Genomic DNA, 25,815 nt, shown 5'->3' on the forward strand with positions numbered 1-25,815 from the left:
CGATGTTGCTGGTGACATTGCGGTAGAACTGCATGTGCCAACCATTCTCATTGTCATACTGCTTACTCTCACGCTTGCACATCAAAGATGATGCTGTCGTGAACAGTCCGAGTTGCTTATTTGTAGTCGATTACTTGAACATGTCTATGTGCTTGATTTTCTATACAAATATACGCATTTTTCTCCAGATCACAAAATGTCAAAGACCGATTTAGTGTTAAACTAACGTAATTTTAGTCATAAGTCGGCTCGCCGACTTTTTAGAGTGAACTCAAAAATCATTTTCTTTTTTATTCTATACCAAGCCCCGGTTATACCAAAGTGTCGTAACTGACAGTGTTTGGAGAAGTTAGTGCAACTCTCGCAACTTTAACCGGACATTACCAATTAATTATAACGAGATGTCTTCGAGCGACTTGTCGTCGTTGAATGTGCACAGGTCCACATGCTTGTTGATTCCGGTGATGATGCCGTGCTCGGTGTATTGCCAGATGGTGTATTTGCCGCCCCATTTGAGTTGCGGCTTGGCGGTGGAGTAGCGGCCTATGTAGAGGGGATAGGCGTTGAATTGCGGTGCCAGATAGGAGTTGTAGAAGTCCATGGTGGAGTAAATCATGGGCTTGCGCTTGAATTGCTGTTCCATCATCAGGGCGAGCTTCGCCACGCTGTCGATGAGTTGCGAGCGTGAGAATTTGCCTTGTTTTTCCACATCAATCATGGGGATAAGGTCCTGCTTGTGGCCACGGGTCGCACGCATGAAGTTGTCAAACTGTGCCTTGACGGGCGAGGTAGAGGAGAAGAAATGGTAACTGCCCACCATGATGCCCTCGCTGTGAGCGCCTGCCACGTTGGCGGCATAGTGCGGATCGACTATCGTGGCGCCTTCGGTCGCCTTGATGTAAACAAACGTGACGCACGAGTCGCAGCCCACCTTGGTCCAGTCTATGTCCTTCTGATGGCGCGACACGTCGATGCCGGAGTAGGGGCCTGATGCTTTGTTCTTGTGCGGGGCGTTGTTGCAGGCGGCAATGACGAGTGCCAGTGCCACGAGGAGCAATATGTGAACCGATTTATTCATGCTAGGGGTAGGTCGTTTTGCTACACTCGGCGTGTGGAATCAGTCGTTGTCGGCCGAACTCTTGTTGGTGCGTTTGCGTGTGGGAGTGGCCGTTGACTGGGCTTTGCCTGTGTCGCTGGCTGCCTTCTGCCGCTGCAGTTTCGACTTTTGTTCTTGCCTTTGCTGCTGCTTGGCTTTCTTTGCTGCCTCGGCTTGTGCTTCGGCCTCGAGCTCGGCTTGCGCCTTGGCTTGTGCTTGTGCACGTTTCTCGGCGATAGCCTTCTGGCGGGCTTCTTCCTTCGCAGCTTCTTCTTCGGCTTTTTCTTGTTTCTTTATTTCCTCTTTCACGAGTTTATCGACCTTTTTCTGCGCCTCTTTTTCTTCGCGCTCGCGCTCTTTGGCCGCTTGCTTCTCGGCACGCTCACGCTCCTTGGCAGCCTGTTTCTCGGCCTTCTCGCGTTCTTTGGCCTCTTTTTCAAGCTCTTTGGCCTTCTCGCGTGCAAGTTTTGCTGCCTCGGCATCGCTGATGCTGTTGGTCACACGTTTGCGCACGGCGCGTGACTTGGCTTCTTGCTGCTCGCGCTCGCGTTGTTCCTTTTGAGCCTGGGCCTCGCGTTTCTTGGCCTCTTCTTGTGCCAGTTTCTCGGCGCGCTCACGCTCCTTGCGTTCCTTTTCCTGCTTTTTCTTGAGTTCTTTTTCCAGTGCTTTCGACATTGCGGGAGCTTCTTTCTTCACGTTGACAGCCGCGGGTTTCTCGCGCGATTTGTCCACCACGTCGGCGTTGCGTCGCTTCTGGTGGCTCATCTTGCTGTCCTTCATGAGGATGTCCTTGATGGTGCATCCCTTGTTGAAGCGGCTCAAATCCACAGCATGGTCAATGCCGCGCATGCGCCCCTTGTCGCTGAACTGCCACAACGTCCAGTTGGCTCCGTTGTCGAGACGGGGCTCGTTGGCTGCATAGCGGGCGATGAACAGGGGGTAGTCGGCAAATAGGCGTCCCAGAATGTTGTTGAAGAACGAACTGCTGGTATAAATCATAGGCTTGCAGCCATAATGGTTCTCGAGCAGGTCGCAAAACAGCTTCACGCTGTCGCGCAGCTGCTGGTTGCTCCATCCTTGGCGCACCTCCACGTCGAGCAGTGGCAGGAGGTCTTGCTCGTTTTTCTTCACCGCGCGGGTGAAGTTCTCAAATTGCGACTGGATTGACGACCCTGTGCGCAGGAAGTGGTAACTGCCCACCTTGATGCCCACGCGGCGGGCGTTTTCAAGGTTTTGCCTGAAGTTAGGGTCGGTAAACGTCTGGCCCTCTGTGGCTTTTACATAGACGTATTTCACTTTCTTGTCGGCGGCTATGACGTCCCAGTCGATGGTCTTCTGGTGTCGTGACACGTCGATGCCGTCGTAGCTCATATCCACAGTGGTGACCTTAGTCACGTTGCCTTGCTGTGCTGCGGGTTTCTCGGCCTTGTTCTCAACTTTGTTTTCGGCCTTGTTTTCAGCGGGTTTCTCTGTTGTCTTGTCGTTGCTTCGTGCTTTGTCGTGTGGTTGCGGCACTTCGGGTTTCACGTCCTTGGCCTTGGCTGGCGGTGGCGGCACCGTTTGCTTCTTGGCTTGCTGTGAGGTGGCGTCAACCGGCGACGCCTCGGCCAGTTGCACGGGGGCTCCCAAGCAACTAACTGTCACCATCATGGCCAGCAATATGTTGAGCAATGCACGCATACTGTAAAGCAAAGTTTCTACAAAGATACACCAAACAAGCCATACTGCCAAATTAAATAATATTTTTTAAGGAAATCGTAACTATTCACCAATGGAACTCCCCGCGCTGATCTCACTGATCTCACTGATTTTTTTTTCATTGAAAATATATAGAGTGGATTTTTTAGACCTCAGGGAGGTCGTAACTTTGGTTAACCGCTGGTCGCAGACCTGCGGACTGCCGGTGGGGGGGTGTGAAGTGTAACAAAATCGCGGTTGAAGACCGCAACCTCGAAACGTGCAAGGTTGCGGTCTTCAACCGCGGTACAGTGTGTCGCGTTTACCCTGCCCTAACTGAGCGCAAGCGAAGGCAGGGCAGGGTTATGTGCAGAACTGCGTTCTGCGTGTCGGCTTTCAGCCTCTCATTACAAAATCATGTGAGATCCCCGCGCGGATAAAAATCTATTGTAGTATAGTTACAACAGATTGCTCTGATTTAACTGAATAACTCAACTTTAGCATTTGATAATAAATATTGCTAATTTGTTGTCCGGCAGGACAATACCTAAATAACCCCCACCGCCGAACGAAGTGGCGGTGGGGGAAGAAATGCAACACGCACCGCGTCCAGCAGGACGCTAATCGGAGCAAATAGGTGAGACTCAAATGGTTTCACATGCTAAAGCTGAATGAATAAGTAATTATTCTAATTATTTTAATTTCTTTCAGTTATTATTAAATCTGTGTTATCAGTGAGATCCGCGCGGGGAAATTACCCAAAATACCATTGCTGAATAGTTACAGGAAATCACCGTGTGTCGGTAGCTATACATCAATAGTTATTTCCCCGCGCGGGTCTCTATGATCTCACAGATTTTTAGTTGAAAAACATTTGACAATGAGGGGCTGAAAGCCTACACGAGGGTGTGACAAAATCGCGGTTGAAGCCCCATGGGTGTAGTTGCTGTGCTGGTGATAGTGCACGAGAAACATTAAGCCCTGCAACTGGTGGGGTTGCAGGGCTTTGTGTTAGTGATGTTGTTCTTCGCGTTTATTTTAGCGTGAAGGATGTGCCCATGATGTTAAGGAACTGTGAAGATGCCTTGCTGAAGGCTTCCCATTGCGCTTTCTTGATGGTGCCTTTGAAGCGGAACGACTTAACACGGGTGTTCTCGTCTTGCTGGGTGCCAAGGAAACTGATCAGTTCGCCAGCTTGGGTCATGTCGAAGGGGATGGGGTCAATGTCTATTGAATTCTCGTCCTTGTCCCAGTAAGAGAACTGGGCCTCCATGTAGTTGATAGTCTTTACTTGTACGGGGTCGCCTGCCTCCAGGGGTATGCTCACCACAACATCTATCTCGCTGCCGTTGTCCTTGACGATAGTGAGCTTGGTGCCGTCGGGTGAGAACAGTGAGGGAGAGATGTTATCGCTGAATTTTCCGCTGATTGATGCCGAGCACAGTTCGAGTGTGAAAGAGACGGCAGCGTTGCCGGCGATAGCAGCCATCATGGCCACGACTAATGCAAATATTGTTTTTTTCATTTTGTGTTAGTATTTAATGTGGATATTTATTTAGTTGAGAACTTGTAGATGCAAGTGCTGTGGTAGGTCTCGCCGGGACGGAGCAGTGTCGAGGGATATTCGGGCTGGTTGGGCGAGTTGGGGTAGTGCTGGGTCTCCATCACCACTGTGCCGCGATAGGGGTAGGCTACGCCGCCTTTGCCCTTGGCTGTGCCGTCGAGGAAGTTACCCACGTAGAATTGCAGGCCAGGCTCGGTGGTGAACACCTCCATGAGGATGCCGGTCTTGGCGCTGAATACGGTGGCGCACACCTTGCTCAGGTCGCCGCGGGTGTTGAGCACGAAGTTGTGGTCATAGCCAGCGCCGTTTTTGAGCTGTTCCTCGTCCTTGTTGATGTCTTGTCCCACGGGTTTTGCCTTGCGGAAGTCGAACGCGGTGCCCTCTACTGCCATCATGGTGCCGTGAGTCATGAAGGTGCTGTCGATGGGTGTGATGCTGTCGGCTGCAATCATCACCTCCTGGTCGAGCACGTCCTTGCTGTGGTCGCCGCTCAGGTGGAAGTAAGAGTGGTTGGTGAGGTTCACGTGAGTAGCCTTGTCGGTTGTAGCCTCATAGTCGATGCGCAGAGCGTTGTCGGCTGTGAAGGTGTAGAGCACCTTGACGTTGACGTTGCCCAGGAAACCGCCTATGGCTTTGTCCTCGAGGGTGAGTTCGAGTGTAGAGTCGCTCAACTGTTTAGCATCCCACACGCTGTGGTGATAGCCCACTGTGCCGCCGTGGAGGGTGTGAGGACCGTTGTTCACTTCGAGCTTGGAAGTGTCGCCGTCGATCACGTACTGGCCGTTCTCGATGCGGTTGCCGTAGCGGCCTATGAGCGCACCGAAGTTGCCGGGCTTGTCGTTCACATAGTCGTCGATGTTGTCATAGCCCAGAACCACATCGGTGAGTTTGCCGTCACGGTCGGGCACGTTGATAGAAACCACGCGGCCGCCATAGTTGGTGATCTCGACATAGGCGCCACTGGCGTTCTTGAGGGTGTAAAGGGCTGTTGCCTTGCCTTCTACTGTTGATTCAAACGCTGCGGCACGGCCGCTCTCGGGTGCTGTGCTTGTGCACGATGCGAGCGCGAGCATCGTCACGCCGGCAATTGCTAAAATTTGATTTTTCATAAATCCTTAAAGTATGAGTTGGTTTATGGCTGGTTCTGTTAATCCTTTTTTCTCGTGATTAGCAGAATCTTCCTGGTTGTTATTCACGTTACTATTATTTGCACAAAGTTAATTTGTTTTTTTCATTTGAGCAAATGTTGAGGCACTAATTGTTGTAGATGACGTTGAGAAGCGTCTGGCCCACGGCTTTGAGGGTGTTGCGGTCGATGCAGTCCATTGTGTCGTGGGTGGTGTGCCAGCCGTCAAAGAACCCTGTGTCTCGCATGTCGATGATGTCGATGCAGGGTATTCCGGCATTGTTGATGGGTACGTGGTCGTCGGTCACTCCGCCCGAGTTGTGGTTGCCGAAGTAGTTGCCAAATCCAGCCTCTTGCGCTGTTTTCCACACGTTTTGCACCACGCTGGGAGCAAAGTGCATTGAGTGATACTCATAGCCGAAGCGCGCGTCGCGTGCACCCACCATGTCGAGCAGGATGCCGTAGAGCGGCCTGTAGCCGGTCACGTGCGGGTGTGCAGCCCAGTACTGTGTGCCCAGGGCCCAGCTGTCGTCATCGTTCTCGTTGCCCCAGTCTTCCACATCGACAAGCACGATGTCAACACCCATGCTTGTGGGCTGCGACTTGAGCTGGCGAGCCACCTCGAGCAGGACTGCTGTGCCGCTGGCTGCGTCGTTGGCGCCCATGACGGGCTCGTTGCGGCGCGATTCGTCGGGGTCTTTGTCGGCCCACGGGCGGCAGTCCCAGTGGGCGAGCAGGAGGATGCGTCCCTCGGCCTCGGGGTTAAACTGTGCTATGATGTTCTTGGCTGTGAGATGTTTCCCGTCGAAGGTTGTCACCGCTGCTTCTTGCACGATCACGCTGTCGGCCCACGAGCGGAGCCGGCCTGTGAGCATGCTGGCGCATTGGGCATGGGCCTGTGTGCCGGGCACGCGAGGACCATAGTTGCACTGGTCGGCTGTGAACTGATAGGCCGAGTCGGCGTCAAACTGTGGTGCCTGCGAAACGGTTTCCTCGCTTTCCTGCGCGGTGTCGCTCGACTGTTGCGTGGTGTTGCTGCAACCCGACACCGAGATGGCTGCTGCGGAGAGCGCGAGACATAGGAAATGGTTGATTGACATAGCAAATGTTAAAGATTGTTAAAAATGCGAATAATTGACCTTAAACAACATTAGCACGCTCTCATGGCGCCTTTGTGCGTGTTGCACAGGCGTAGTGAGCGTGCGATGTGTTATTGTGATTTCTCGCTTGGGTGTGATTACTTCTCGGTGGGCTTGTCCTGTGCGGGCTGAGCAGCGGGCTGTGCCTGTGCCTCGCCACCCTGCTGTGCCTGGGCCTTGTCGTCGCCCTGTGAGGTGGGGAAGCTGGGAGCCTGGGTCTCGGTAGCGGGCTTGTCCTGTACCTGGGGAGCGGCCTTAACCATAGAACTATCTACTACAAAGGCTGATGCGATTGACAGAACAGCTACGAAAGCTGCGAGGCACCATGTTGCTTTTTCGATAAAATCGGTTGTCTTGCGCACGCCCATGAACTGGTTGTAGTTGTTCACGTTGGCAGCCAGACCGCCACCTTTTGACTTTTGGATGAGTACTACACCTATAAGAAGTACAGATGCGATTAAAATGAGAATTGCAAAAATTGGATACATTTTTGTTGTTTATTTGTTATTTGTTATTGTTTCGTTTAATACTAATTTACGCAAAAAGCGAATTTGGTCTGCAAAGTAAATACTTTTTTCTGGAAAACGCAAATTTATATTTTCAATAATTTCGAGTGCTTGTGCATACTTGCGCCTAGAAATGTAAGATTTTGCCAGTGATTCTTGCAGCATGGAGTCGTCAATGTGCTCATGCTCGTCGATGACCTCGTGTGCGATTTCGGCCTTTTCCTGTTCCTCGACGTGGGGTTGCGACGGTGCCTGGGCAACGGCGCGCTCGCGTTGCTTGCTCTCTGTGATGAAGTTGTTGATCAGTTCGTCTTGCTGTGTGAGCGGCTGCATGGGCGTGTCGTCGTCTTGTGCCGCAAGGATGTCGGCATAGTCGGGCGTGGGATTGAAGATGGCGTTGTTGATGGCTTCTAGTTCCCTGGGGTTGTTGCTGCCGAAGCTGTTGAGGAAGCGGTCGATGGCGTCATCGGTGTCGGGTGTCTCGGGCTTTGCCTCGGGGGGATAGAACCCTGCGAAGTTGTCCACTCCGTCGCCCAGGTGCGTGGCGAGCACTTTGCGGTCGGGCGAAGCGATGGCGAGCAGGCCCAGCAGCTCCTCGTTGCCCTCGATGCCGTGTTCTTTGAGGTAGAGCAGCAGGGGGGCGGTGAAATAGGGGTGCTCGTCGAGTGTGTGCTCGAGCCATGCCTGGCTGGTGCCGCCGTCTTTCAGTTTGGCCTTTATGTCGTCAACGATGTTGTCCATTATTGGTCTTCGATATTTTCAAGATTATACTGCCTGATTTTGCGGTAGAGGGTGCGTTCCGAGATTTGGAGCTCCTCGGCGGTGCGGCGTCGGCGACCGCGGTTGCGTATGAGCGCTTCGGCTATGGTGTCGCGCTCGGTCTCGTCGAGGGTCTTCACCTGCATGACTTCCTCCACGTGGTCAACATATCCGTGCTGGGCCGTGTCTTGCGAGTCGATGCGTTCTATCACGCCTGTGTTGTCGCCCTCGATGCGTGAGGGTGCTTGCAGCAGTGTGGACATCTCGCGGTGCAGCGTCATGGCTTCGCTTGCCACATAAGCAGGTGCCGTGTGGCCGCCCTCGATGAGGCTGGTGAGACGTGCCACCTCCTCGTAGAGGCGGGTGATAGACCCCATGATGAAGGCACGCTCCATGGCATAGTCGGCCTTGCCGTGCTCGATGAGCGCGGGCACGTTGCTCGCCGTGGAGGCTTCCTTGTTAAGGTATCGGGCTGCCACGTGCTCGTCAACGGTGTTACCGGCCTCGAAAAGCGACACTTGCTCCACCACGTTTTTGAGTTCGCGCACGTTGCCTTCCCATTCCTGCTCGGCAAAGAGCTTGATGGCTCCGTCGGTGAACTTGGCGAGCGGGCTGCGGTTGGCCTGTGCAAACTTGGTTGAGAACAGCATGATGAGGGTGCGTATGTCGTCGATGCCACGCTTGCGCAGCGGCGGCAACTCTATCTTGGTAGCCGCCAGGCGGTAGTAAAGGTCGCCCCTGAATCGTCCAGCGCGCACCTCGGAAAGCAGGTCTTTGTTGGTCGCTGCCACCACGCGCACATTGGTCTTGCGCACTTCCGAGTCGCCCAGCCTGAAGAACTCGCCGCTCTCAAGCACACGCAGCAGCATGGCTTGGGTCGAAGCGGGCATCTCGGCCACCTCGTCGAGGAAGATTGTGCCTCCGTCGGCGTCCTCAAAGTAGCCCACGCGGTCGGCGTCGGCATCGGTAAACGCGCCCTTCTTGTGACCGAAGAGTTCGCTGTTGATGGTGCCCTCGGGGATGGCTCCGCAGTTGATTGCCACATACTTGTTGTGCTTGCGCGCTCCCAGGCTGTGGATAATCTTGGGTATGGTTTCCTTGCCCGTGCCGCTCTCGCCGTGCACGAGTACCGATATGTCGTAGGGGGCAACCTGCATGGCGCGCACGATTGCATCGTTCAGTTCCTGCGAGTTGCCGCGCAGGTTGAACCTGTTTTTCACGTCTTTGATAGACTCTTGTGTGATTGTTATTGGCATGACTTTAATTTATAGGTTTGCTGTTTCAAGAATGCGCCGAGTTCTTCGGGCGTCTTGTATTGCGCTTGCTCTTCGGGCGAGATGGGCTGGCCTATGCTCACCTTGAAGTTGTAATCGCTGCGGCGGAACACCTCGGCCGGCAGACGCAGCGTGCGCAGTCGCCAATCGACAACGCCCAGGAAGTTGAACCAGTGGCTGTTGCGGCCGTGGAAATAGATGGGTATCACGGGCACTTTGCACTTCTGGATGATGCGCATCACCGAGGGCTGCCACTCGCGGTCCTCGAGCTCGAGGTGGCTGTTGAGCTTGCTCACGGCGCCTGCTGGGAAGAAGCCCAGCGGATGCCCGTCCTTGACGTGCCTCATGGCCTCGGCAATGCCTCTCACGCTCACCGCGCGCTTGGCGGGGTCGTTGCTGGCCAGGGCATCGACGGCGATGAAATTGGGGCGCATGGCGCTGATGTAGTTGAGAATCATGTTCACCATCACCTTCACGTCGGGACGGCGCCGCCCCAGGATGTTAATGAGCATGATGCCGTCGAGCGCACCGAAGGGGTGGTTTGACACCGTGATGAAACCGCCCTCGGGCAGGTTGTCGAGCACCTCGGTGCTGTTGTAGGTGATCTTGACGCCCAGGTCGTTGAGCAGGCCGGTGGTGAAAGGCACGCCGGGAGTGGCACAGTTGTGCTCGTGTATCCAGTTCACCTTGTCCACGTCGAGCCAGCGCATGAGCGTGTTCACAAGCTTGGGTTTGCCGTCGAAGAATGGCACCATCTTGCGTATGTCGTCGTAGTCAAGGACTGTTTTCTTTATTTCGTTGCTATCTTGGTTCATCTTGTTGTAATATGAATTGGAACCGCAAAGGTACTAATAAAAAACGATAAATGCGACATTTTGTCATGTTTTTTTCGTTGTAGGGCAAACGCTCCGAGGGTGCATCACCCTCTTTTGAGTCGGCGCATCACTGCAGCCAGGATACCCTCGCGCACCACTATCACGGCCATGAAGATGGCAAAGAGGACTGTGCGGTAGAGCGTTGCGAGGATTTCGTTGTCAATCTTCACGAGCACCCCGGCTGCATAGAGTGCCGCTGTGAGTGCCACGTAGAGGCCCAGTTCCTTCAACGGGTACTTGATGGGCAGGTAGTGCTGCCCCAGGAAGTAGCTGAGCAGCATCGCAGTGCCATAGCCTGCCACGCCGCCCCAGGCACATGCCATGTAGCTGTGGGTGGGCACAAAGATGATGTTCACCGACAGCAGCACAAGGCATCCTATTCCCGAAATCACCGCGCCCCAAATGGTGCGGTCGGTGAGCTTGTACCAGAACGACAGGTTGAAGTAGATGCCCATCATTATCTCGGCTGCCATCACGATGGGTACCACCACCAGTCCTTCACGGTAGCTCTCACCGATGAGGTATTTGAGCACGTCAAGTCCTGCCATCACGGCAAGGAAGGCGGCAAGGGTGAATATCACGAAGTATTTCATGCCCAGCACCTGCATCTTGTTATTGTCCTCACGGCTGCTCTTGTCGAAGATGAGCGGCTCGTAGGCATAGCGGAACGCCTGGGTGATGAGTGCCATAATCATGGCTATCTTCACCGCTGCGCCATAGATGCCCAGGGGCACCTTGGCTGCCACTGCACCGCCAGGATAGATAAACGGGAAGATGATTTTGTCGGCAGTCTGGTTGAGAATGCCAGCAATTCCCAGCACAAGCAAGGGCCATGTGTAAGACAGCATGCGTTTGAGCAAGCCCCAGTCGTAGGCCCATTTCACACCGAATATCTCTTTCCAGAAACCAAATGTAACCACCGATGTGCAGAACAGGTTGATATAGAACGCATAGCCCACGCCCACCGTGGGGTCGTAGAACCAACCTAGCAGTTCCTTGTGGTTCTCGTAGTTGTCGGGGAATGTCACGAAGAACAACCAGTTGAGACCTATGTTCAAGAAGATGAACAGCAGCTTCAGCGCCGCAAACTTGTAAGGTCTTTTCTTTGCCCTGAGATAAGAGAACATAATGGCTTGGAATGCGTCGAGAGCCACCACGACGCACATCGATCCTATATAGGCAGGATGGTCGGCATAGCCCATGGCTGGCGCTATCTGCCCCATGAAGCCAAACACGCATGCCACAAATGCCAGCGACGTCACGCCCACGGTGGCTAGAATAGTTGTATAGACCTTGCCCGGGTCTTCGCCCTCCTTGTTGAGGAAACGGAACAAGGTGGTCTCCATGCCGTAGGTGAGCAACACGAGCAGCAGAGCCGTGTAGCCATAGACATGGGTCACAATGCCGTAGCCGCCCGTGGCTGCCGCCATCTTGGCGGTGTAGAGTGGTACAAGCAGGTAATTCAAGAAGCGGCCCACAATGCTGCTCAGGCCGTATATGGCAGTGTCAGTGCCTAGTTTTTTGAGAAATCCCATAGTTTGTTTTTTTGAACGCTAACGATAACGCAAACGCAAACCATTTTTTCTCTCGCGGAGAGATTTTAGGCGCTGCGCTTGAAATAAACAGAAAAATAAACTAAAAATAATTTTATGCTGAATTTTTAGTAAATTTCGAGCGAAGCAACCCGAAAAATATAATTAATTTGAGTTTATGAAAAATTATGATTTCAATCAAAGAGAGAGCCTTCGCGGCCAGGGATGTCGCGGCGCAGATGGGTGTAGGCCTTCTGCGTGACGATACGTCCGCGCGGGGTACGCATGAGGAAACCCTCCTTGATGAGGTAGGGCTCATACACTTCCTCGATGGTGCCCGGGTCTTCGCTCAACGCAGTGGCTATGGTGCCTAGTCCCACAGGACCGCCGTTAAACTTGTCTATAATAGTGAGCAACAGTTTGTTGTCGATCTCGTCGAGACCATATTTGTCGATATTGAGAGCTTCGAGCGCATATCGTGCAATGGCAGTGTCGATGCACCCGTTGCCCTTGACCTGCGCAAAGTCGCGCACGCGTCGCAGCAGCGAGTTGGCAATGCGCGGGGTGCCGCGGCTGCGCAGCGCTATCTCGAGCGCGGCATCGTCGGTGATGGGCACACCCAGCAGTCGCGCCGAGCGCTTGATGATGCCTTCAAGCACCTCGTGGTCATAGTACTCAAGGTGGCAGTTGATGCCAAATCGCGCACGCAACGGTGCTGTGAGCAGGCCGCTGCGGGTTGTGGCGCCGATGAGCGTGAATGGCGACAGGGTGAGCTGCACGGTGCGTGCGCCGGGACCCTTGTCTATCATGATGTCGATGCGGTAGTCCTCCATTGCCGAGTAGAGGTATTCCTCCACGATGGGGCTCAAACGGTGTATCTCATCGATGAAGAGCACATCGTTCTCGTCGAGCGACGTGAGCAGGCCTGCCAGGTCGCCAGGCTTGTCGAGAACAGGACCCGAGGTGACCTTGAAGCCCACGCCCAGCTCGTTGGCGATGATATTGCTCAACGTGGTCTTTCCCAGACCCGGAGGCCCGTGAAACAGCACGTGGTCCAGCGCCTCGCCACGCTGGCGCGCAGCTGCCACAAACACACTCAGGTTCTCTATGATTTTATCCTGGCCGGCAAAGTCGGTCAGACGCTCCGGGCGAAGGGCTTTCTCGAAGTCTTGGTCGGCCCTCACGCGTTCATTGCGAATGTCAAAATTTTCTTCCATAGTCTATAATTATGCAAAGGTACTATTTTTTCATGAATGACGAAAAACGAAAGACGAAAAAAACGATGACGATACGCTCGCAAGCTCGCTACGATGACGATGACGATACGCTCGCAAGCTCGCTACGATGACGATGACGATACGCTCGCAAGCTCGCTACGATGACGATGACGATGACGATGGCGACTGCAAGAACGAAGTTGTCATCGTCATCGTAGCGTAGCGAAGCGTCATCGTTATCGTTTTTTTGTCTCTCGTCTTTCGTCTTTCGTAAAAAATAACTATCTTTGCAGTCACACATTAAAGAACTGCATCGTGAAAAAGATATTATCAGCCATACTGAAATATGTGGTCCCGGTAATCATCAGCGTGGGACTCATCTGGTTCTTGTATCAGAACGTTGACCTTGAGGCAATGAAATCTACGCTCTCGAGCGAGGTTAATTACTTGTGGTTCATTCTTGTGATTGCCGTGAGCATCATGAGCCACGTGTTCCGCGGCTTGCGATGGCGCCTGCAGTTGCGTGCTATCGGTGTGAATGCTCCGCTGCACTCTATCGTCAACTCCATCTTCGGCACCTATGCCGTGAACCTGGTGTTCCCCCGCCTGGGCGAGGTGTGGCGCTGCGGTTACATCGCGCAGCGTGAGAACGCATCGTTCACCAAGGTGGTGGGCTCGATGGTTGCCGACCGCTTGAGCGACACCGTGACAGTGCTGCTGCTCACTTTGGGCACTTTCTTCCTGGCGCAGGACGCATTCACTGCTTTCCTCGACACCTATCCGCAAGTCAAGGACGGCATGGTGGGCATGCTCACCTCGTGGAAAACGTGGGCTGCCGCCGCTCTGGGCATCGCAGTGCTAGTGTGGCTGTTCACCAGCAAGACGCAAAACAAACTGGTGCTCAAAGTGAAAGAAATGGTCATGAACCTGTGGCAGGGTTTTGCAGCCATAGGCCACATGGACGGCAAGTGGATGTTTATCATCTACACTATCTGCATTTGGGGCTGCTACTTCTTGCAGCTCTACGTCGCAGCACAGGCGTTCACGTTCACCCACGACCTCACGATGCTTGCCGTGCTCGTGCTCTTCGTGCTGTCGAGCATCGGCATGGGCATACCCACTAACGGAGGCCTGGGCGCTTGGCACATGGCTATCATCTTCGGCCTGTCGCTTTATGGCCTGGGACCATTCTCGGCCGAGACCCCCAACACGCAGGCTTCGGCATTTGCCATGCTCGTGTGGGGCATACAGACGCTCCTGCTCATCGTGCTGGGCATCTATGCATTCACTTGCATCGCCCTTGAAAAGAAAAACAACAAAACCACCTCACCTGCACAATGAAACGGCTCTACCTCATATTGATTATCGTCATGATGGCCGTGGCGCAGTCGTGCGTGCCCCGTTACACGCTCAACGGCGCATCGATCGACTACAACCAGTACAAGACCATCTCATTTGGAGACTTCCCTATCAGGGCAGCGCTGGTCTATCCGCCGTTGCAGCAGACTTTTGAGAACCGACTGCTCGACATGATACAGCAGCAGACCCGCCTGCGTGTGATTGACAGCAACAACAGCGACATGCGCATGGAGGGTGAAATCACAGGCTACAACCTCTCGCCGCAGGCTGTGGGCGAGGATGCTTACGCAAGCCAGACACGACTCACCATTTCGGTGCGTGTGAAATATATCAACAACAAGAACCCAAACCTGTCGAAGGACCAGACGTTCAGCGCCTATCGCGACTTCTCAAGCAGCGAGATGCTCACCGACGTGCAGGACGAGCTGTGTAACCAAATCAGCAAAGACTTGGCCGACCTCATCTTCAACGCCACACTGGGCGACTGGTAAGACGACAGACCATAAAACATAACAACGATGACAGACGACTTTAACGACCACTTCATGGAAGACGGCAAGCGCAAGGAAGAACCTGAACATGTAGAGACTCCCGACGAACGCGAAGACCGTGAGATAGAAGAGTCAACCATATCGCACCGCCACAACACTGTGCACACCATTATCTACGCCGCCATAGCTCTGGTGAGCATCGGCTTTGCCACGTGGGTGTGGTTCCACTACTACCACCCCTATGCCCAGCGTGTGGAAAAGGGATGGATCATGGACGTGAGCAATGAGGGCGCAATCTTCAAGACCATCGAGTGCAAGGTGATCACGCAGGACCTCGTGCTCGACACCATGAAGGTGAAGTGGAACAAGGACACCATGCTTGTGGACGGATGCAACTTTGCCGTGAGCATAGGCGACGACAGCCTTGCCATCGAGGCCGTGAAATGGAAGGGAAGCGGCAAGCGCGTGCTCATCACCTACGACGAGTACAGCGGCTCGCTGCCATGGCGCGGTGGCACCAACCGCGTGGCCACAGGCATCTGCCTCGACACGCTCACCGTGGAGTGAGAAGGAGAGTAACAGTTTTTTACCGGACACTATGCCATGACCTTGCCTGTTTTGTTTGTCATGACCTTGCTAATTGGGAATACACGCAGTTTATTGAAATGCCCCCGGCTGGTAATTGACGACGGAGTCGTCACATTGCATCGTAACCGATGGCCGCAGGCCGTCGGCAAAGGAACACACTCTAACCGACCTCGAAGGGGTCGCATTCACGTAGGAAACTCCCATACCTAAAGGCATGGTTCTTTTGTGGTTCATTACCCCCAGCCATATCGTCCTGCATTGGCTGGGTGACTGTTTACTTGATGGCGAAGCGGTAGATTTTGTTACCGCGGGAGCCCACTACGGCATAGTTGTCTTTGACGATGGGCGATGACTCGAAGTTGGCAACGAGTAGCTCGGTGAAGAGCACCGTGCCCTTCTTGCCATCGATGAGGTAGGCGTAGCCCTGGCTGTCGCCTGCCATGACAAAGAGCTTGTCGTTCTCGTTGTAGAACGCTACGGGCGAGCTCCATGCCCATGCTTTGAGGGGAATAGTGTAGATGGTAGAGCCCGTCTTGCGGTCGATTGCCATGAATTGAGATGCCGAGCTATTGCCAGGCTGGCACATGTTGAGGAACATCATCCCCTCGCAGTCGCCGTGTCCCAGCAGCGGGGTGCAGTACAGTCCGCCGTCAAAGTGTTTGTCGCCTATCGACAGACGGTTACATTCTATCTCGCGTGTCCAAGCCGGCTCGCCGGTGAGGCCGTTGAGCTTCACCAGGTGGCACAGTCCGGTCGGGCCCTGGCGGTCAACCTCGCATCCGGCATAGACATAGGGCACACCGTCTTCCACTTCAAGCACGAGGCTTGCGTCGATGTCATCGACGTTGTCGTAATGCCACACGGGCTTCATGGTGTTGAGGTTCACGCACACGATGTCGCCGTGGTTGTCGCCCACGTAGCCATAGTTGCGGTAGGCACACATGCTCGCTTCCATGCCTGCCGCAGTGCCGTCGCCCTTGATGGTGTAGCGCAGGCACGAGTGCATGGTGAGCTGGCCGTTGCCCTGGCGGGTGTACTTGTAGAGAGTGCCGTTCTCGCCGGGCCAGAACAGGAACTCACCCACCACGATGGGCGATGAGTCGTAGGCACCCCAGTGGCGACCAGCTTTGCTATCCTCGGGCCAGAAGTAGTTCACCTTGTGGGTGTTCAGGTCCACGGCCATGTGGCCGAAGGGACGGCGCGCGGGCACGCCTTGCCCCACATACAAGCTGCCGTTCATGGCAGGGTCGAGCGATGTGGTTCCCTTGATGGGATTGCCCACGTCGAGCGGCTGGCGCGAAATCTTGCCGGTAGCGAAGTCTAGGAAATAGAGCTTGCTGCACAGCGAGCCCACGATGATTTCCTGCGACTTGAAGTCGGGCGTGAGAGCCGGCGACGTGCGCTTGAACTCGTCCATTTGGGCTTGGGTCCACTCTACATATAGCGGCTGCCCTGTCCAGCCTGTTCCGCCGCCCCACACGCCCAGCTGGGTGGGGGTGGTGTCCTCGTAGGTCTGGAACTCCCAGTCCTTGACTATGCGCGAGGGAGTGCCGGTGACGTGGCCGCTTGCGCGCATGTCGCGGCGCGTGCCGCCACGGAAGGTGAACACGCCTGGCACGGTGTCATAGGCGCTCTCCACGGTGAGCGAGAGCGTGCCGGGGGTCACGGTGTCCTTAACCTCGATTGTATATACCACGTCGGCTGCGCTCGCCATTGCGGTGTCGGGCAGCATCGACAGTGGTTGTGCAATGCTGTCGCTGCGGGTTGCGGTCGAGTCGTTGCCGTTCTGAACAGTGCCAGTGCATCCACTGGTGACGGTGGCAAGCGTGCCACCCAGCAATGCAAGTAATAAAAGTTTCTTCATCGTTTATAGTTTTGTCACTAACTTACCATCATCGGCAATCGTGAGTTTGTTTCCGGGGAAATCCTCGCGGCTCAGGATGGCAATCTCCTTAACCACAATCCCTTTTTTGTCGGGCAGCGGTCCCACATTGGGCTGCTGTATAAACCCGTGAATGTGTCCGTCAATCATCTCGCCAGTAGATTTTACCCTGAGCGTCACAAGCGGTGCATAGCCTGTGAGGCCAGCAACTCCCATGCCCGAGGGAGTGCAGAAGTTGCCCAGGCTGTAGGCGATGAAGCGTCCCTTGTAGACCTCCATGGCGCGCACCACATGAGGCCCGTGGCCGAACACCACGTCGGCACCCCAGTCGATGCACTGGTGTGTGAACACACGCAGGTGTCCGCGGTTCTCGCCCCACGCCCATTCTTCCTCGTCGGGCAGATGGCGTGCCGCGCTGCCCTCATTCCCGCCGTGGAAGCTCACCACCACAACGTCGCACTTGCTCTTGAGGCTATCGATGACGTGGTGCACCAGCGCAGTGTCGGTGTGGTGCTGTGTGCCCAGGCTGTGGCCCCAAGCGCACAACCCCACCTTCATGCCGCGCACCTGCTTAATCACGCCGCGGCAGGTCTCGTTGCCAGAGTAGGAGATACCCACACTGTCGAGGGTGTGCATCGTGGACTGGCGGCCTGCATCGGAGAAGTCATACACATGGTTGTTGGCAATGCTCACGAAGTCAAACCCCGCATCGACAAGGCGCTGCGAGAGCCGCGTGGGCATGAGGAAGGAGAAGCTGCCTTTGGCACCGGGAGTCTTGCGGGCATGACCGCTGTCGGCTAGCACGCCCTCAAGGTTGCCACATGCTAGGTCGGCTGCCTGCAACAGGCTGTCGGGGCCGGCAAAGATGTCGCGGGCATCGTTGGGAGCGATGGTCACATGGGGGTAAGTCGTGCCCAGCATGATGTCGCCCACGAGTGCTAGCGTGAGGGTGTCGGAATGCTCTAGCGAGTCTTCGCTAGGAGGGTTGGTACTGACGGCAACATTCCCGCCATGGGTGCATGACGCCATGGCGAGAATGAGTGTGAAATATGCTATTATGTTGCTCAGGCGCATTACAGCTCGAGGTCGATGTTGAACTGCTCGTGCCAGGGCAGACCTGACTTGGCAACCTGCTCCAGGAATGGATCGGGGTCGAACTCCTCTACGTTGTGCACGCCTGGCTTAACCCACAGTCCCTTGAGGAACATCATGGCACCTGTCATGGCGGGAACACCTGTGGTGTAGCTCACAGCCTGCATGCCGGTCTCCTCAAATGCTGCGTGGTGGTCGCAGTTGTTGTAGATGTAGTAGGTGAGGGGCTGGCCGTCCTTGCCTATACCGCTGATGCGGCAGCCGATAGATGTCTGGCCAGTGTAGTTAGCACCAAGGTCCTGAGGGTTGGGCAGCACTGCCTTGAGGAACTGCAAGGGCACGATTTCCACGCCGTTATACACGATGGGGTCGATGCGAGCCATGCCTATGTCCTGGATCACGCGCAGGTGAGTGAGGTATTCTTGACCGAAGGTCATCCAGAAGCGAGCGCGTTTGATGGTGGGATAGTTGAGCACCAGCGACTCAAGCTCCTCGTGATACATCAGGTAGCTCTCGCGGGGACCGATCTCGGGATAGGTGAGAGCCTTGTGCACCTCAAGAGCACCAGTCTGTACCCACTCGCCGTCCTGGTAGTAGCGGCCCTTCTGGGTAATCTCGCGGATGTTGATTTCGGGGTTGAAGTTGGTGGCAAAAGCCTTGCCGTGGTTGCCAGCGTTGCAGTCCACGATGTCGAGGTAGTGGATCTCCTTGAAGTGGTGCTTGGCAGCACGTGCGGTGTAAACGCCGCTCACGCCCGGGTCAAAGCCGCAGCCCAGGATGGCTGTGAGGCCAGCCTTCTCAAAGCGCTCGCGGTAAGCCCATTGCCAGCTGTACTCAAAGTGAGCCTCGTCGCGGGGTTCATAGTTGGCAGTGTCGAGGTAGTTGACACCACACTGCAGGCAAGCCTCCATGATAGTGAGGTCCTGATAGGGCAACGCCAGATTGATGACCAGCTTGGGCTGGTGCTTCTTGAACAGAGCCACGAGCTGTTCCACATCGTCGGCATCCACCTGGTCGGTAGTGATATTAGGAGCGCCTATGGCTTTAGCCACAGCGTCGCACTTTGCCTTGTTGCGCGAAGCAATCACGATTTCATTAAACACGTCGGGGTTTTGCGCGCACTTGTAAGCGCACACGGTGCCCACGCCACCGCAACCAATGATAATTACTTTATTCATCTCGTCAGTTAATATGTTGTTTTGTTTTCTTATTCAAATTTGTTGATGGGGACTAGTTGGATGGTGTATCCGTTCTTTTCAATTGTTCCCTCGTCATTGTTGGTGACTATTGTCAAGTTATCGCATTTCAGTTCTCCTGCACACTCCGCAATGCTGTCAATCTCCCGTTTCAAAGTTTTCTCGCTAGAGATGTCGTAGCACACTTGGATGAGCCTCTCCACTTTTGCACCTTTTCTCACCACGAAATCGGTTTCTTTGTCATTACGCGATTTGTAGTAAAACAGAGATAATCCTATTTCATAACCCTGTCGCAGCAGTTCAATCATTACTTGGTTTTCGAGTAGTCGGCCCAGGTTTGAACTGGTATTAAAGGCACATGCAGTAATGAAACCATTGTCTATAACATAAGATTTCTGCGGAGCCTTTTTCATCAACTTCAATTTGTTGTTGTATCGTGGCAGAGAGTAAAAAAGGTATGGTTCATGAAGATAAGAAACAAACTTTTTTACAGTGCTCACGCTGGCAAGCCCCAGGCTGGAAGCGATGTCGTTATAGCTTAACGGATTTCCGAAGTTTGCCAGCAGGTACAATGCTATAGAGTTCAAGTCAGGGACATTTCTCACTTTGTGACGCTTCACAACATCTTTCAACAGAATGGCGTCAAAAAGTGATGCAAGGTATGACTGTGTAATGGCCCTGCGGGCAACAGTCTCGGGGTATCCGCCGTTGCGAAGGTAGTCGTCACGGGTTATCACATGCGAGGAGGTTGTTGTATCTTTGTTGTCCAGGTTGTTCCAGTCAAAAACCTCTTGTAGGCTAAAGGGGAACATTTTAATTTCCAGATAACGGCCTGTAAGCAGTGTTGCCATTTCTCCCGAGAGCATGTTGGCATTGCTGCCCGTGATCACGAGATTCACCCCTCGTCTATACAGTTTGCTAACCCATACATCCCAGCATTTAACATTCTGCACCTCGTCAAGCATGAGATACTGATACCCTGGATAAATCTCATCAAGCATGAGCATGACAAGATCTTCGTTCCACTTGTCAAGTAGGTTGTTGTCGTCAAAATTCAGGTAAGCAAAATTCCTGCCTTTCAGCATCAGCAATGCTTGTGTTGACTTTCCCACACGACGAGGTCCTGTTATCAGTTTGATGACAGGACTGTTGAGCATTGCCTCAATGTCTTTGTACATAGTGCGACGAGGCAAATAACTTTGTGCGAGCAAATGGTCACGCTCCTTACGCTGGTTTATAATCGTTTCTCTCATGAGGTTTTCTGTTTGCTTGCAAAGTTAGTGATTTTATTCAATAAATCACTTGTATTGCACAAAAAACATACTTTTTTATTCACTACAGCGTCCGAATTGGATAAAATCGGGTGTTTTGCCTTATATCACCAGTTGGGTGAAGGTGGTGATGAGCCAAGTGCTCACTGCCATGTAGATGATCATGCCCACGATGTCGTTGGTGACGGTGACGAAGGGGCCTGTGGCGACGGCTGGGTCAAACTTGAGTTTCTCCAGGATAATGGGAACCAATGACCCGAAGATGGACGCAAACATGATGACAGAGAACAGCGATATGGTGACTGCCCAGGCTGTGATGCGGGCTTTCTCAGGATTGCTGTCAACGGGGAACACGTAGGCATAGGCAAAGAGCAGCGCGCTGATGATGAGAGCGTTGAGCAGCGCCACGCCGAACTCCTTTAACAGGTGCATGCCTGCATTCTTGAGCTCGAGCGTTCCTCTTGCCAGACCTTGCACGACGATTGCGCTTGACTGGGTGCCCACGTTGCCGCCAGTACCGCCAATGAGGGGGATGAACAGTGCCATGCCTGGCAACACTTGCAGCAGCGCTGTGTCGCCGCCGTCGAGGATGAAGGCGTTGGCAATGCCGCCCACGAGGCCGATGAACAGCCACGGCAGGCGCGCCCTTACCTGCATGAACACGTTGTCGCTGGTCTCGACGTCGGTGGTGAAACCCGATGCCAGCTGGTAGTCGTGCTCGCCCTGCTCACGCACCTGGTCCACGATGTCGTCGATGGTGATTACGCCCACCAGGCGGCCTATGGAATCGACTACAGGCATCGCCACGAGGTCATATTTCTCAAAGTCGAGCGCCACGTCCTCGATGGGGGTGTCGGTCTTCACGGTGAGGGGGTCGGGCTCCATCACGTTCTTGATGTGCTTGGCACCGGGGTTGGTGATGGTGGTCTTGAGCGGGAAGATGCCGCGCAGGCGGTTGTCGTCGTCCACGACATAGATGTTGTATATCTCATCGAGGTCCTCGGCCTGCTCTCGCATGGCGATGATGCAGTCGGGCATCGACATGTTCTCGTTCACCACGATCATCTCTGTCGACATGTATCCGCCGGCGGTGTCCTCGCCATACTGCATGAGGTCCACGATGTCGCCAGCCTGCTCCACGTCGTCGATGTGCTTGATCACATCCTCTTGGTCCTCTTTGTCCATCTCCTGGATCACATCGACGGCATCGTCGGTGTCCATCTGTTCCAGTCGGCGTGCGATGTCTTCGTTAGATAGTTGCTCGAGCAGGTCTTTGCGGTCGTCGGTATCGAGTTCTACGAGCACGTCGGCCGATGTCTCGTCGTCGAGTTGCTGGATGAGGAACACCGCCTCGTCGGTGTCCATGTCGGCAACGAGTTCGGCGATGTCGGCAGGGTGCAGGTCCTTCATGGCTTCGAGCAGCGATGCCGCGTCTTTCTTGTCGATTAGCTCAACGAGTTGTGGCTTGAGGTTGTCTTGTAGTTCTTTCATCGCGGTGGAGTGGGTGAGTGTGGTGGTTAAGTGTAGTTTATCTCGCTTGCTGGATGGTGTTGGTGAGTTCGATGAACTCCTGCACGCTCAATTGCTCGGGCCGCATGTTCATCACGGGCAGTTGCAGCACAGGGCTGCCGCCCGGCACAAGCGGCTTGACCGAGTTGCGCAGTTGCTTGCGCCGCTGGCCAAAGCTTGTCTTGACCACGGTGCGCAGCAGCCGCTCGTCGCATCCCAGGTCTTGCACCTGGTTGCGGGTGAAGCGTATCACACCGCTCTTGACCTTGGGGGGCGGGTTGAACACGTGCTCATCGACGGTGAACAGGTATTCAGCGTCATACCACGCCTGGAGCAGCACGCTCAAGATGCCGTAGGTCTTGCTTCCCGGCCCGGCAGCCAGTCGCTGCGCCACCTCGCGCTGCAGCATCCCGCTGCAGCATGCCACCTGGTCCTTGTAGTCGAGCACCTTAAAGAAAATCTGCGACGAGATGTTGTAGGGGTAGTTGCCTATCACCACAAACTGCTTGTCGCCCACGATAGTCTTGAGGTCGAGTTTGAGGAAGTCCTCAAAGACGATGCGGTCTTTGAGCTGGGGGAAATTAATCTTGAGGTAGTCCACGCTCTCCTCGTCGAGTTCGACGACGGTGACATCGTGTCCTGCATCGAGCAGGAACTGCGTGAGCACACCCATGCCAGGGCCTACCTCAATGACAGGCAGGCCTTTATAATCTTTGATAGTGTCAGCAATGCGCTCAGCTATCGACAAGTCGGTAAGGAAATGCTGTCCTAACGATTTCTTCGCTCTTACTTGCATAGTTGCAACTGTTTTTGTTTTAATCTACAAAGTTACCACTTTTTTTGCGAAAAACAAAAACCGATGTGCCTGATTATTCGTATTCTACTTCGGTTGATAACTTCCGTGTACCTCCTTGCCTCAATTCTGGGGTGTTGATGCGTATGTCACAATCGATTACGAATATTGTCCCTTTGAGTGACTTGATCACATTCTCGTCGTGCATGTCGCTCAAATACACTTCTCTTGTGGCATAAGTCCAATTGCGTGCATTTTTCAATTCAAAACCCATGTTTTTCATGAACTGCAGTATCTCATCATCGGTCACCTTTACCCCTTCGACAAATGGCTGCTCAACAAGTATTTTGAAATCACCATGTTTGTTAGTTCCAAATCCCAAAACGGTCATTTTAGTTTCAGGAAACCATGAGTTATATAAACTGATGCGATCCAGAGCCAAAATGGGTTCTATGAAATAATCCAGCCCAATGGTTTTCAGTACTGTTGCGCCGTGCTCATATACTTGCGCCTCGCCTCCCTCGGCAATGTGTTCTCCATGGATTGAAGCGATATTGTGATTGATATCTTCGATCCAGCAACCCGTGCAGCGCGCCCATTTCTCTATATTGTGGGCTTGCGTCGCTCCTCGTTGCTGCTGTCTTTTGAAATCGCTGACTGCTTCAAGGCTTGAATCTGAATCATTTTCTGCTCCCGCGATAATGGATGCAACGACATGTGCATAACCTCCCGTTGCGCAGCCAAGCTGTTCCTGCGGTGAAAATCGTTTGTATATAAGCCTTCCTGTGATAAAATCGGTCGCATATCTATCTAACTCTTCTAATCCGTGGGCAGTAAAACCATCACTTATGATTTTATTTATTTGTGCCCAAAATTCGTTACTATTCATGTTTTTGCAAAGTTACCACTTTTCTGCGAAAGTGCCAAATTCTACAAGAGCGTCGTTAATCACGTTAATCACGTCATTAACGTGATTCCCTCAAGAGATTTAGCGCTGTTCAAGCCAGTGCATGTAGGTGCGTATGGCGGTTTCCACCATGCGCACGCAGGGGCGCTTGCGGTAGTATTCGTCGGTGCGGGGTTCGGAGGTGGCTACGATGTGGATTTCGGGGATGGTGCCGTCGGCGCGTTGCTTGTTGAGCCCCAGCAGTTCCTTGCACACGATGCTGCCGGTGTGGGCTTTGAACTGGGCGGCAAGCTCTTGCACGGCGGCATAGTTCTGTGCCTTCGTTTCCTGGTTGGCTTCCTCGCTGGCGGTCTCTAGTCCTGCGAGCATGAACATGCCCAGCGCCGAGCCGCAGGTCTCGCGCATGCGCCCTATGCCTCCGCCGTAGGATGCCGAGATGCGAGCCATCAGGCCCGACGGCACGTCATACCAGTCGGCAAACGCCAGGGCTACGCTCTGCGAGCAGTTGTAGCCTTGCTTGAAATATCCCACGCCCAGGGCAACGCGGTTTTCGGTTTCTTGTTTCCAGTCCATAGCGGGGAGGGGTTACTGGCGTGTGATCTTGAGTTTGAACTTGGCCACTTTCTCGAGGTCGTGGGCTATCTGCTTGCTGTTCTCGATCGAACCGGCAAAGTCCATGGTGATGGTCTCGCCAGGGGTGCCCTCGAGGAATGCTTTGAACTTGCTTCCGTCGCGGTCGTCGGTGCGCCATTCCATGCAGTCGGGCATCAGTTCGCTCACGTTGACGCCATGCGCGTCTTTGCCCTCGCCGGCGATGACAATCATGTCGCCGTTAGTGTCAAACTTGTTGATGAGTCTGAAGGTGACGGTGACTGTGGGGAAGTTAAACTCTCCCAGCTCTTTGGTTGCCTCGATGATTTCTACCTTGCCTTTGAGTTGAGGCGGCAGGTCGATGCTGTTGATGTCAAATTTCCTCTTGGTGCCGCCGTTAACGGCCAGGTACTCTGTGGTTGAGGAGTTTATCTCGATGTCGGACGAGATGACGGGCTTGAAGGCGTAGGCATCGTCGGGGTCGAATGTGCGTCCCTCAAACGACACCTCGATGATGTCGCCTTTTCTCGACTGCGTGAGCAGTCGCTTGAGTTTGAGCGTGCCCTCGGGGTTGAGGCGGAAGCGCTTGTAGTCGGTGCCCAGTTCGATTCCGTTCTCGTCGATGAGGCACACGGTGGTGTAGAAGTTCTTGAAGTGAATGCTCGCCGGGTCAGTGCCTTTGAGTGTCTCGTCCAGGAGCCTCAGTTTGGTCTTGATCACGCCATGCGACCACTCGCCGTCGTCGGTCCAGTAAAACTCGCTCGACTCGTTGACGATTTCGATATACTTGGCTAGTTCGCCATCGACAAACTCCGTGCTTTTGGGCACAATGTGCTTTGCCCCTGAATTAGTGCAAGATGCTAACGCAAGGGTGAGGAGAATGACCAGTGACAGCAGAACTTTCCTTTTCATGTCGTTGTGTGTGAATGGGCGAAAAAATCTAATTCGCTTTCATTCAACTTGCAAAGATAATGCTTTTCTGTAAAAATTCAAAAATTCAAGATATAAAATCACTAATCGCCCTGCCGGGTTTTTCTTCTCTCACACAGCCCAAAAACCCAAAAAACGACATCATCAGGTATATTGTTGCTAGCACTTTTGTGTAACAAAAGGATGTTGACGAAGAAAAAAATTTTTTGTTAATTTTTAGTGTATTTCAAGCGAAGCGCCTTTTCTTTGAGGTAGTCTGCTCAACTTTAGCATTTGATAATAAATATTGCTAATTTATTGTCCGGCAGGACAATACCTGAATAACCCCCACCGCCGAACGAAGTGGCGGTGGGGGAAGAAATGCAACATGCACCGCGTCCAGCAGGACGCTAATCGGAGCAAATAGGTGAGGCTCAAATGGTTTCACATGCTAAAGTTGAG

At 53.7% G+C, this 25,815-nt stretch carries 23 protein-coding genes; 3 read left to right on the forward strand and 20 right to left on the reverse strand.

Features of this window, described 5'->3' with window-relative positions:
- Positions 1-391: 391 nt before the first annotated feature.
- From ACKI3C_RS01270 to ruvB, 11 genes are all read right to left on the reverse strand, one after another.
- The gene (locus tag ACKI3C_RS01270) at positions 392-1,078 is read right to left on the reverse strand and encodes a glycoside hydrolase family 25 protein (protein WP_407401238.1); all 687 of its coding nucleotides are present in this window, start codon (positions 1,076-1,078) and stop codon (positions 392-394) included.
- A 39-nt stretch (positions 1,079-1,117) separates the two neighbouring features.
- Entirely contained in the window at positions 1,118-2,788 is a 1,671-nt protein-coding gene (locus tag ACKI3C_RS01275; RefSeq protein ID WP_407401240.1) for a GH25 family lysozyme, read from the reverse strand.
- A gap of 1,018 nt (positions 2,789-3,806) precedes the next feature.
- A complete protein-coding gene (locus ACKI3C_RS01280; RefSeq protein ID WP_407401242.1) occupies positions 3,807-4,298 on the reverse strand; it encodes a hypothetical protein in 492 nt (163 codons plus the stop codon).
- A 26-nt stretch (positions 4,299-4,324) separates the two neighbouring features.
- Positions 4,325-5,446: an aldose epimerase family protein gene (locus ACKI3C_RS01285; RefSeq protein ID WP_407401244.1), complete on the reverse strand. Its 1,122-nt coding sequence runs from the start codon at positions 5,444-5,446 to the stop codon at positions 4,325-4,327.
- Between the two features lie 145 nt (positions 5,447-5,591).
- Entirely contained in the window at positions 5,592-6,563 is a 972-nt protein-coding gene (locus tag ACKI3C_RS01290; RefSeq protein ID WP_407401246.1) for a M28 family peptidase, read from the reverse strand.
- 137 nt (positions 6,564-6,700) lie between these two features.
- Positions 6,701-7,090 carry a preprotein translocase subunit SecG gene (secG, locus tag ACKI3C_RS01295; RefSeq protein WP_407401248.1) on the reverse strand — a complete coding sequence of 130 codons (390 nt, stop codon included), beginning with the start codon at positions 7,088-7,090 and terminating at the stop codon, positions 6,701-6,703.
- A 9-nt stretch (positions 7,091-7,099) separates the two neighbouring features.
- Positions 7,100-7,849, reverse strand: a complete 750-nt coding sequence (locus ACKI3C_RS01300) for a hypothetical protein (RefSeq protein WP_407401250.1) — start codon at positions 7,847-7,849, stop codon at positions 7,100-7,102.
- Positions 7,849-9,123, reverse strand: coding sequence for a sigma 54-interacting transcriptional regulator (locus ACKI3C_RS01305; protein ID WP_407401252.1), 1,275 nt, complete (start codon positions 9,121-9,123; stop codon positions 7,849-7,851). Before ACKI3C_RS01305 ends, ACKI3C_RS01300 begins: the two co-directional genes overlap by 1 nt.
- Positions 9,114-9,956, reverse strand: coding sequence for a lysophospholipid acyltransferase family protein (locus ACKI3C_RS01310; RefSeq protein WP_407401254.1), 843 nt, complete (start codon positions 9,954-9,956; stop codon positions 9,114-9,116). Before ACKI3C_RS01310 ends, ACKI3C_RS01305 begins: the two co-directional genes overlap by 10 nt.
- A gap of 104 nt (positions 9,957-10,060) precedes the next feature.
- Positions 10,061-11,551, reverse strand: a complete 1,491-nt coding sequence (locus tag ACKI3C_RS01315; RefSeq protein ID WP_407401256.1) for an oligosaccharide flippase family protein — start codon at positions 11,549-11,551, stop codon at positions 10,061-10,063.
- Between the two features lie 191 nt (positions 11,552-11,742).
- Entirely contained in the window at positions 11,743-12,765 is a 1,023-nt protein-coding gene (ruvB, locus tag ACKI3C_RS01320; RefSeq protein WP_407401258.1) for a Holliday junction branch migration DNA helicase RuvB, read from the reverse strand.
- 315 nt (positions 12,766-13,080) lie between these two features.
- On the opposite strand from ruvB, the gene ACKI3C_RS01325 reads away from it, so the two are divergent.
- The 3 genes from ACKI3C_RS01325 to ACKI3C_RS01335 are packed head-to-tail and all read left to right on the forward strand — an operon-like array spanning position 13,081 to position 15,182.
- A complete protein-coding gene (locus ACKI3C_RS01325) occupies positions 13,081-14,106 on the forward strand; it encodes a lysylphosphatidylglycerol synthase transmembrane domain-containing protein (RefSeq protein ID WP_407401260.1) in 1,026 nt (341 codons plus the stop codon).
- On the forward strand, positions 14,103-14,615 hold the full coding sequence (locus ACKI3C_RS01330) for an LptE family protein (RefSeq protein ID WP_407401262.1): 513 nt from the start codon (positions 14,103-14,105) through the stop codon (positions 14,613-14,615). Before ACKI3C_RS01325 ends, ACKI3C_RS01330 begins: the two co-directional genes overlap by 4 nt.
- Before the next feature lie 27 nt (positions 14,616-14,642).
- On the forward strand, positions 14,643-15,182 hold the full coding sequence (locus tag ACKI3C_RS01335) for a hypothetical protein (protein ID WP_407401264.1): 540 nt from the start codon (positions 14,643-14,645) through the stop codon (positions 15,180-15,182).
- A 295-nt stretch (positions 15,183-15,477) separates the two neighbouring features.
- Here the strand turns inward: ACKI3C_RS01335 and ACKI3C_RS01340 are convergent, their stop codons facing one another.
- The 9 genes from ACKI3C_RS01340 to ACKI3C_RS01380 form a co-directional block, all read right to left on the reverse strand.
- On the reverse strand, positions 15,478-17,067 hold the full coding sequence (locus ACKI3C_RS01340) for a PQQ-binding-like beta-propeller repeat protein (protein ID WP_407401266.1): 1,590 nt from the start codon (positions 17,065-17,067) through the stop codon (positions 15,478-15,480).
- Between the two features lie 3 nt (positions 17,068-17,070).
- Entirely contained in the window at positions 17,071-18,159 is a 1,089-nt protein-coding gene (locus ACKI3C_RS01345; protein ID WP_407401268.1) for a CapA family protein, read from the reverse strand.
- A complete protein-coding gene (locus ACKI3C_RS01350; RefSeq protein WP_407401270.1) occupies positions 18,159-19,355 on the reverse strand; it encodes a saccharopine dehydrogenase C-terminal domain-containing protein in 1,197 nt (398 codons plus the stop codon). The genes ACKI3C_RS01345 and ACKI3C_RS01350 overlap by 1 nt, the downstream gene beginning before the upstream one ends.
- 29 nt (positions 19,356-19,384) lie before the next feature.
- Complete coding sequence (locus ACKI3C_RS01355) at positions 19,385-20,551, reverse strand: ATP-binding protein (RefSeq protein WP_407401272.1); 1,167 nt, start codon at positions 20,549-20,551, stop codon at positions 19,385-19,387.
- Positions 20,552-20,746: 195 nt separating this feature from the next.
- Positions 20,747-22,135, reverse strand: coding sequence for a magnesium transporter (gene mgtE, locus ACKI3C_RS01360; RefSeq protein ID WP_407401274.1), 1,389 nt, complete (start codon positions 22,133-22,135; stop codon positions 20,747-20,749).
- 37 nt (positions 22,136-22,172) lie between these two features.
- Positions 22,173-22,949, reverse strand: coding sequence for a 16S rRNA (adenine(1518)-N(6)/adenine(1519)-N(6))-dimethyltransferase RsmA (rsmA, locus tag ACKI3C_RS01365; RefSeq protein WP_407401276.1), 777 nt, complete (start codon positions 22,947-22,949; stop codon positions 22,173-22,175).
- 73 nt (positions 22,950-23,022) lie between these two features.
- Complete coding sequence (locus ACKI3C_RS01370) at positions 23,023-23,835, reverse strand: hypothetical protein (protein ID WP_407401278.1); 813 nt, start codon at positions 23,833-23,835, stop codon at positions 23,023-23,025.
- A gap of 99 nt (positions 23,836-23,934) precedes the next feature.
- Positions 23,935-24,426 (reverse strand): C-GCAxxG-C-C family protein, encoded by a 492-nt coding sequence (locus tag ACKI3C_RS01375; protein ID WP_407401280.1) that lies wholly within the window; start codon positions 24,424-24,426, stop codon positions 23,935-23,937.
- Between the two features lie 12 nt (positions 24,427-24,438).
- The gene (locus tag ACKI3C_RS01380; RefSeq protein WP_407401282.1) at positions 24,439-25,356 is read right to left on the reverse strand and encodes a hypothetical protein; all 918 of its coding nucleotides are present in this window, start codon (positions 25,354-25,356) and stop codon (positions 24,439-24,441) included.
- Positions 25,357-25,815: the final 459 nt, after the last annotated feature.

It is taken from the genome of Sodaliphilus sp. (genome assembly GCF_045598405.1).
Classification (GTDB): Bacteria; Bacteroidota; Bacteroidia; order Bacteroidales; family Muribaculaceae; genus Sodaliphilus; species Sodaliphilus limicaballi.

What these genes read in the sequence shown, in the direction of transcription:
- rsmA (WP_407401276.1), bottom strand. Translation starts at nt 22,949, where the DNA reads ATGCAAGTAAGAGCGAAGAAATCGTTAGGACAGCATTTCCTTACCGAC.
- ACKI3C_RS01315 (WP_407401256.1), bottom strand. Translation starts at nt 11,551, where the DNA reads ATGGGATTTCTCAAAAAACTAGGCACTGACACTGCCATATACGGCCTG.
- ACKI3C_RS01310 (WP_407401254.1), bottom strand. Translation starts at nt 9,956, where the DNA reads ATGAACCAAGATAGCAACGAAATAAAGAAAACAGTCCTTGACTACGAC.
- ACKI3C_RS01285 (WP_407401244.1), bottom strand. Translation starts at nt 5,446, where the DNA reads ATGAAAAATCAAATTTTAGCAATTGCCGGCGTGACGATGCTCGCGCTC.
- ACKI3C_RS01350 (WP_407401270.1), bottom strand. Translation starts at nt 19,355, where the DNA reads ATGAATAAAGTAATTATCATTGGTTGCGGTGGCGTGGGCACCGTGTGC.
- ACKI3C_RS01270 (WP_407401238.1), bottom strand. Translation starts at nt 1,078, where the DNA reads ATGAATAAATCGGTTCACATATTGCTCCTCGTGGCACTGGCACTCGTC.
- ACKI3C_RS01300 (WP_407401250.1), bottom strand. Translation starts at nt 7,849, where the DNA reads ATGGACAACATCGTTGACGACATAAAGGCCAAACTGAAAGACGGCGGC.
- ACKI3C_RS01375 (WP_407401280.1), bottom strand. Translation starts at nt 24,426, where the DNA reads ATGGACTGGAAACAAGAAACCGAAAACCGCGTTGCCCTGGGCGTGGGA.
- ACKI3C_RS01290 (WP_407401246.1), bottom strand. Translation starts at nt 6,563, where the DNA reads ATGTCAATCAACCATTTCCTATGTCTCGCGCTCTCCGCAGCAGCCATC.
- ruvB (WP_407401258.1), bottom strand. Translation starts at nt 12,765, where the DNA reads ATGGAAGAAAATTTTGACATTCGCAATGAACGCGTGAGGGCCGACCAA.
- ACKI3C_RS01355 (WP_407401272.1), bottom strand. Translation starts at nt 20,551, where the DNA reads ATGTACAAAGACATTGAGGCAATGCTCAACAGTCCTGTCATCAAACTG.
- ACKI3C_RS01335 (WP_407401264.1), top strand. Translation starts at nt 14,643, where the DNA reads ATGACAGACGACTTTAACGACCACTTCATGGAAGACGGCAAGCGCAAG.
- ACKI3C_RS01370 (WP_407401278.1), bottom strand. Translation starts at nt 23,835, where the DNA reads ATGAATAGTAACGAATTTTGGGCACAAATAAATAAAATCATAAGTGAT.
- secG (WP_407401248.1), bottom strand. Translation starts at nt 7,090, where the DNA reads ATGTATCCAATTTTTGCAATTCTCATTTTAATCGCATCTGTACTTCTT.
- ACKI3C_RS01280 (WP_407401242.1), bottom strand. Translation starts at nt 4,298, where the DNA reads ATGAAAAAAACAATATTTGCATTAGTCGTGGCCATGATGGCTGCTATC.
- mgtE (WP_407401274.1), bottom strand. Translation starts at nt 22,135, where the DNA reads ATGAAAGAACTACAAGACAACCTCAAGCCACAACTCGTTGAGCTAATC.
- ACKI3C_RS01380 (WP_407401282.1), bottom strand. Translation starts at nt 25,356, where the DNA reads ATGAAAAGGAAAGTTCTGCTGTCACTGGTCATTCTCCTCACCCTTGCG.
- ACKI3C_RS01330 (WP_407401262.1), top strand. Translation starts at nt 14,103, where the DNA reads ATGAAACGGCTCTACCTCATATTGATTATCGTCATGATGGCCGTGGCG.
- ACKI3C_RS01345 (WP_407401268.1), bottom strand. Translation starts at nt 18,159, where the DNA reads ATGCGCCTGAGCAACATAATAGCATATTTCACACTCATTCTCGCCATG.
- ACKI3C_RS01340 (WP_407401266.1), bottom strand. Translation starts at nt 17,067, where the DNA reads ATGAAGAAACTTTTATTACTTGCATTGCTGGGTGGCACGCTTGCCACC.
- ACKI3C_RS01305 (WP_407401252.1), bottom strand. Translation starts at nt 9,123, where the DNA reads ATGCCAATAACAATCACACAAGAGTCTATCAAAGACGTGAAAAACAGG.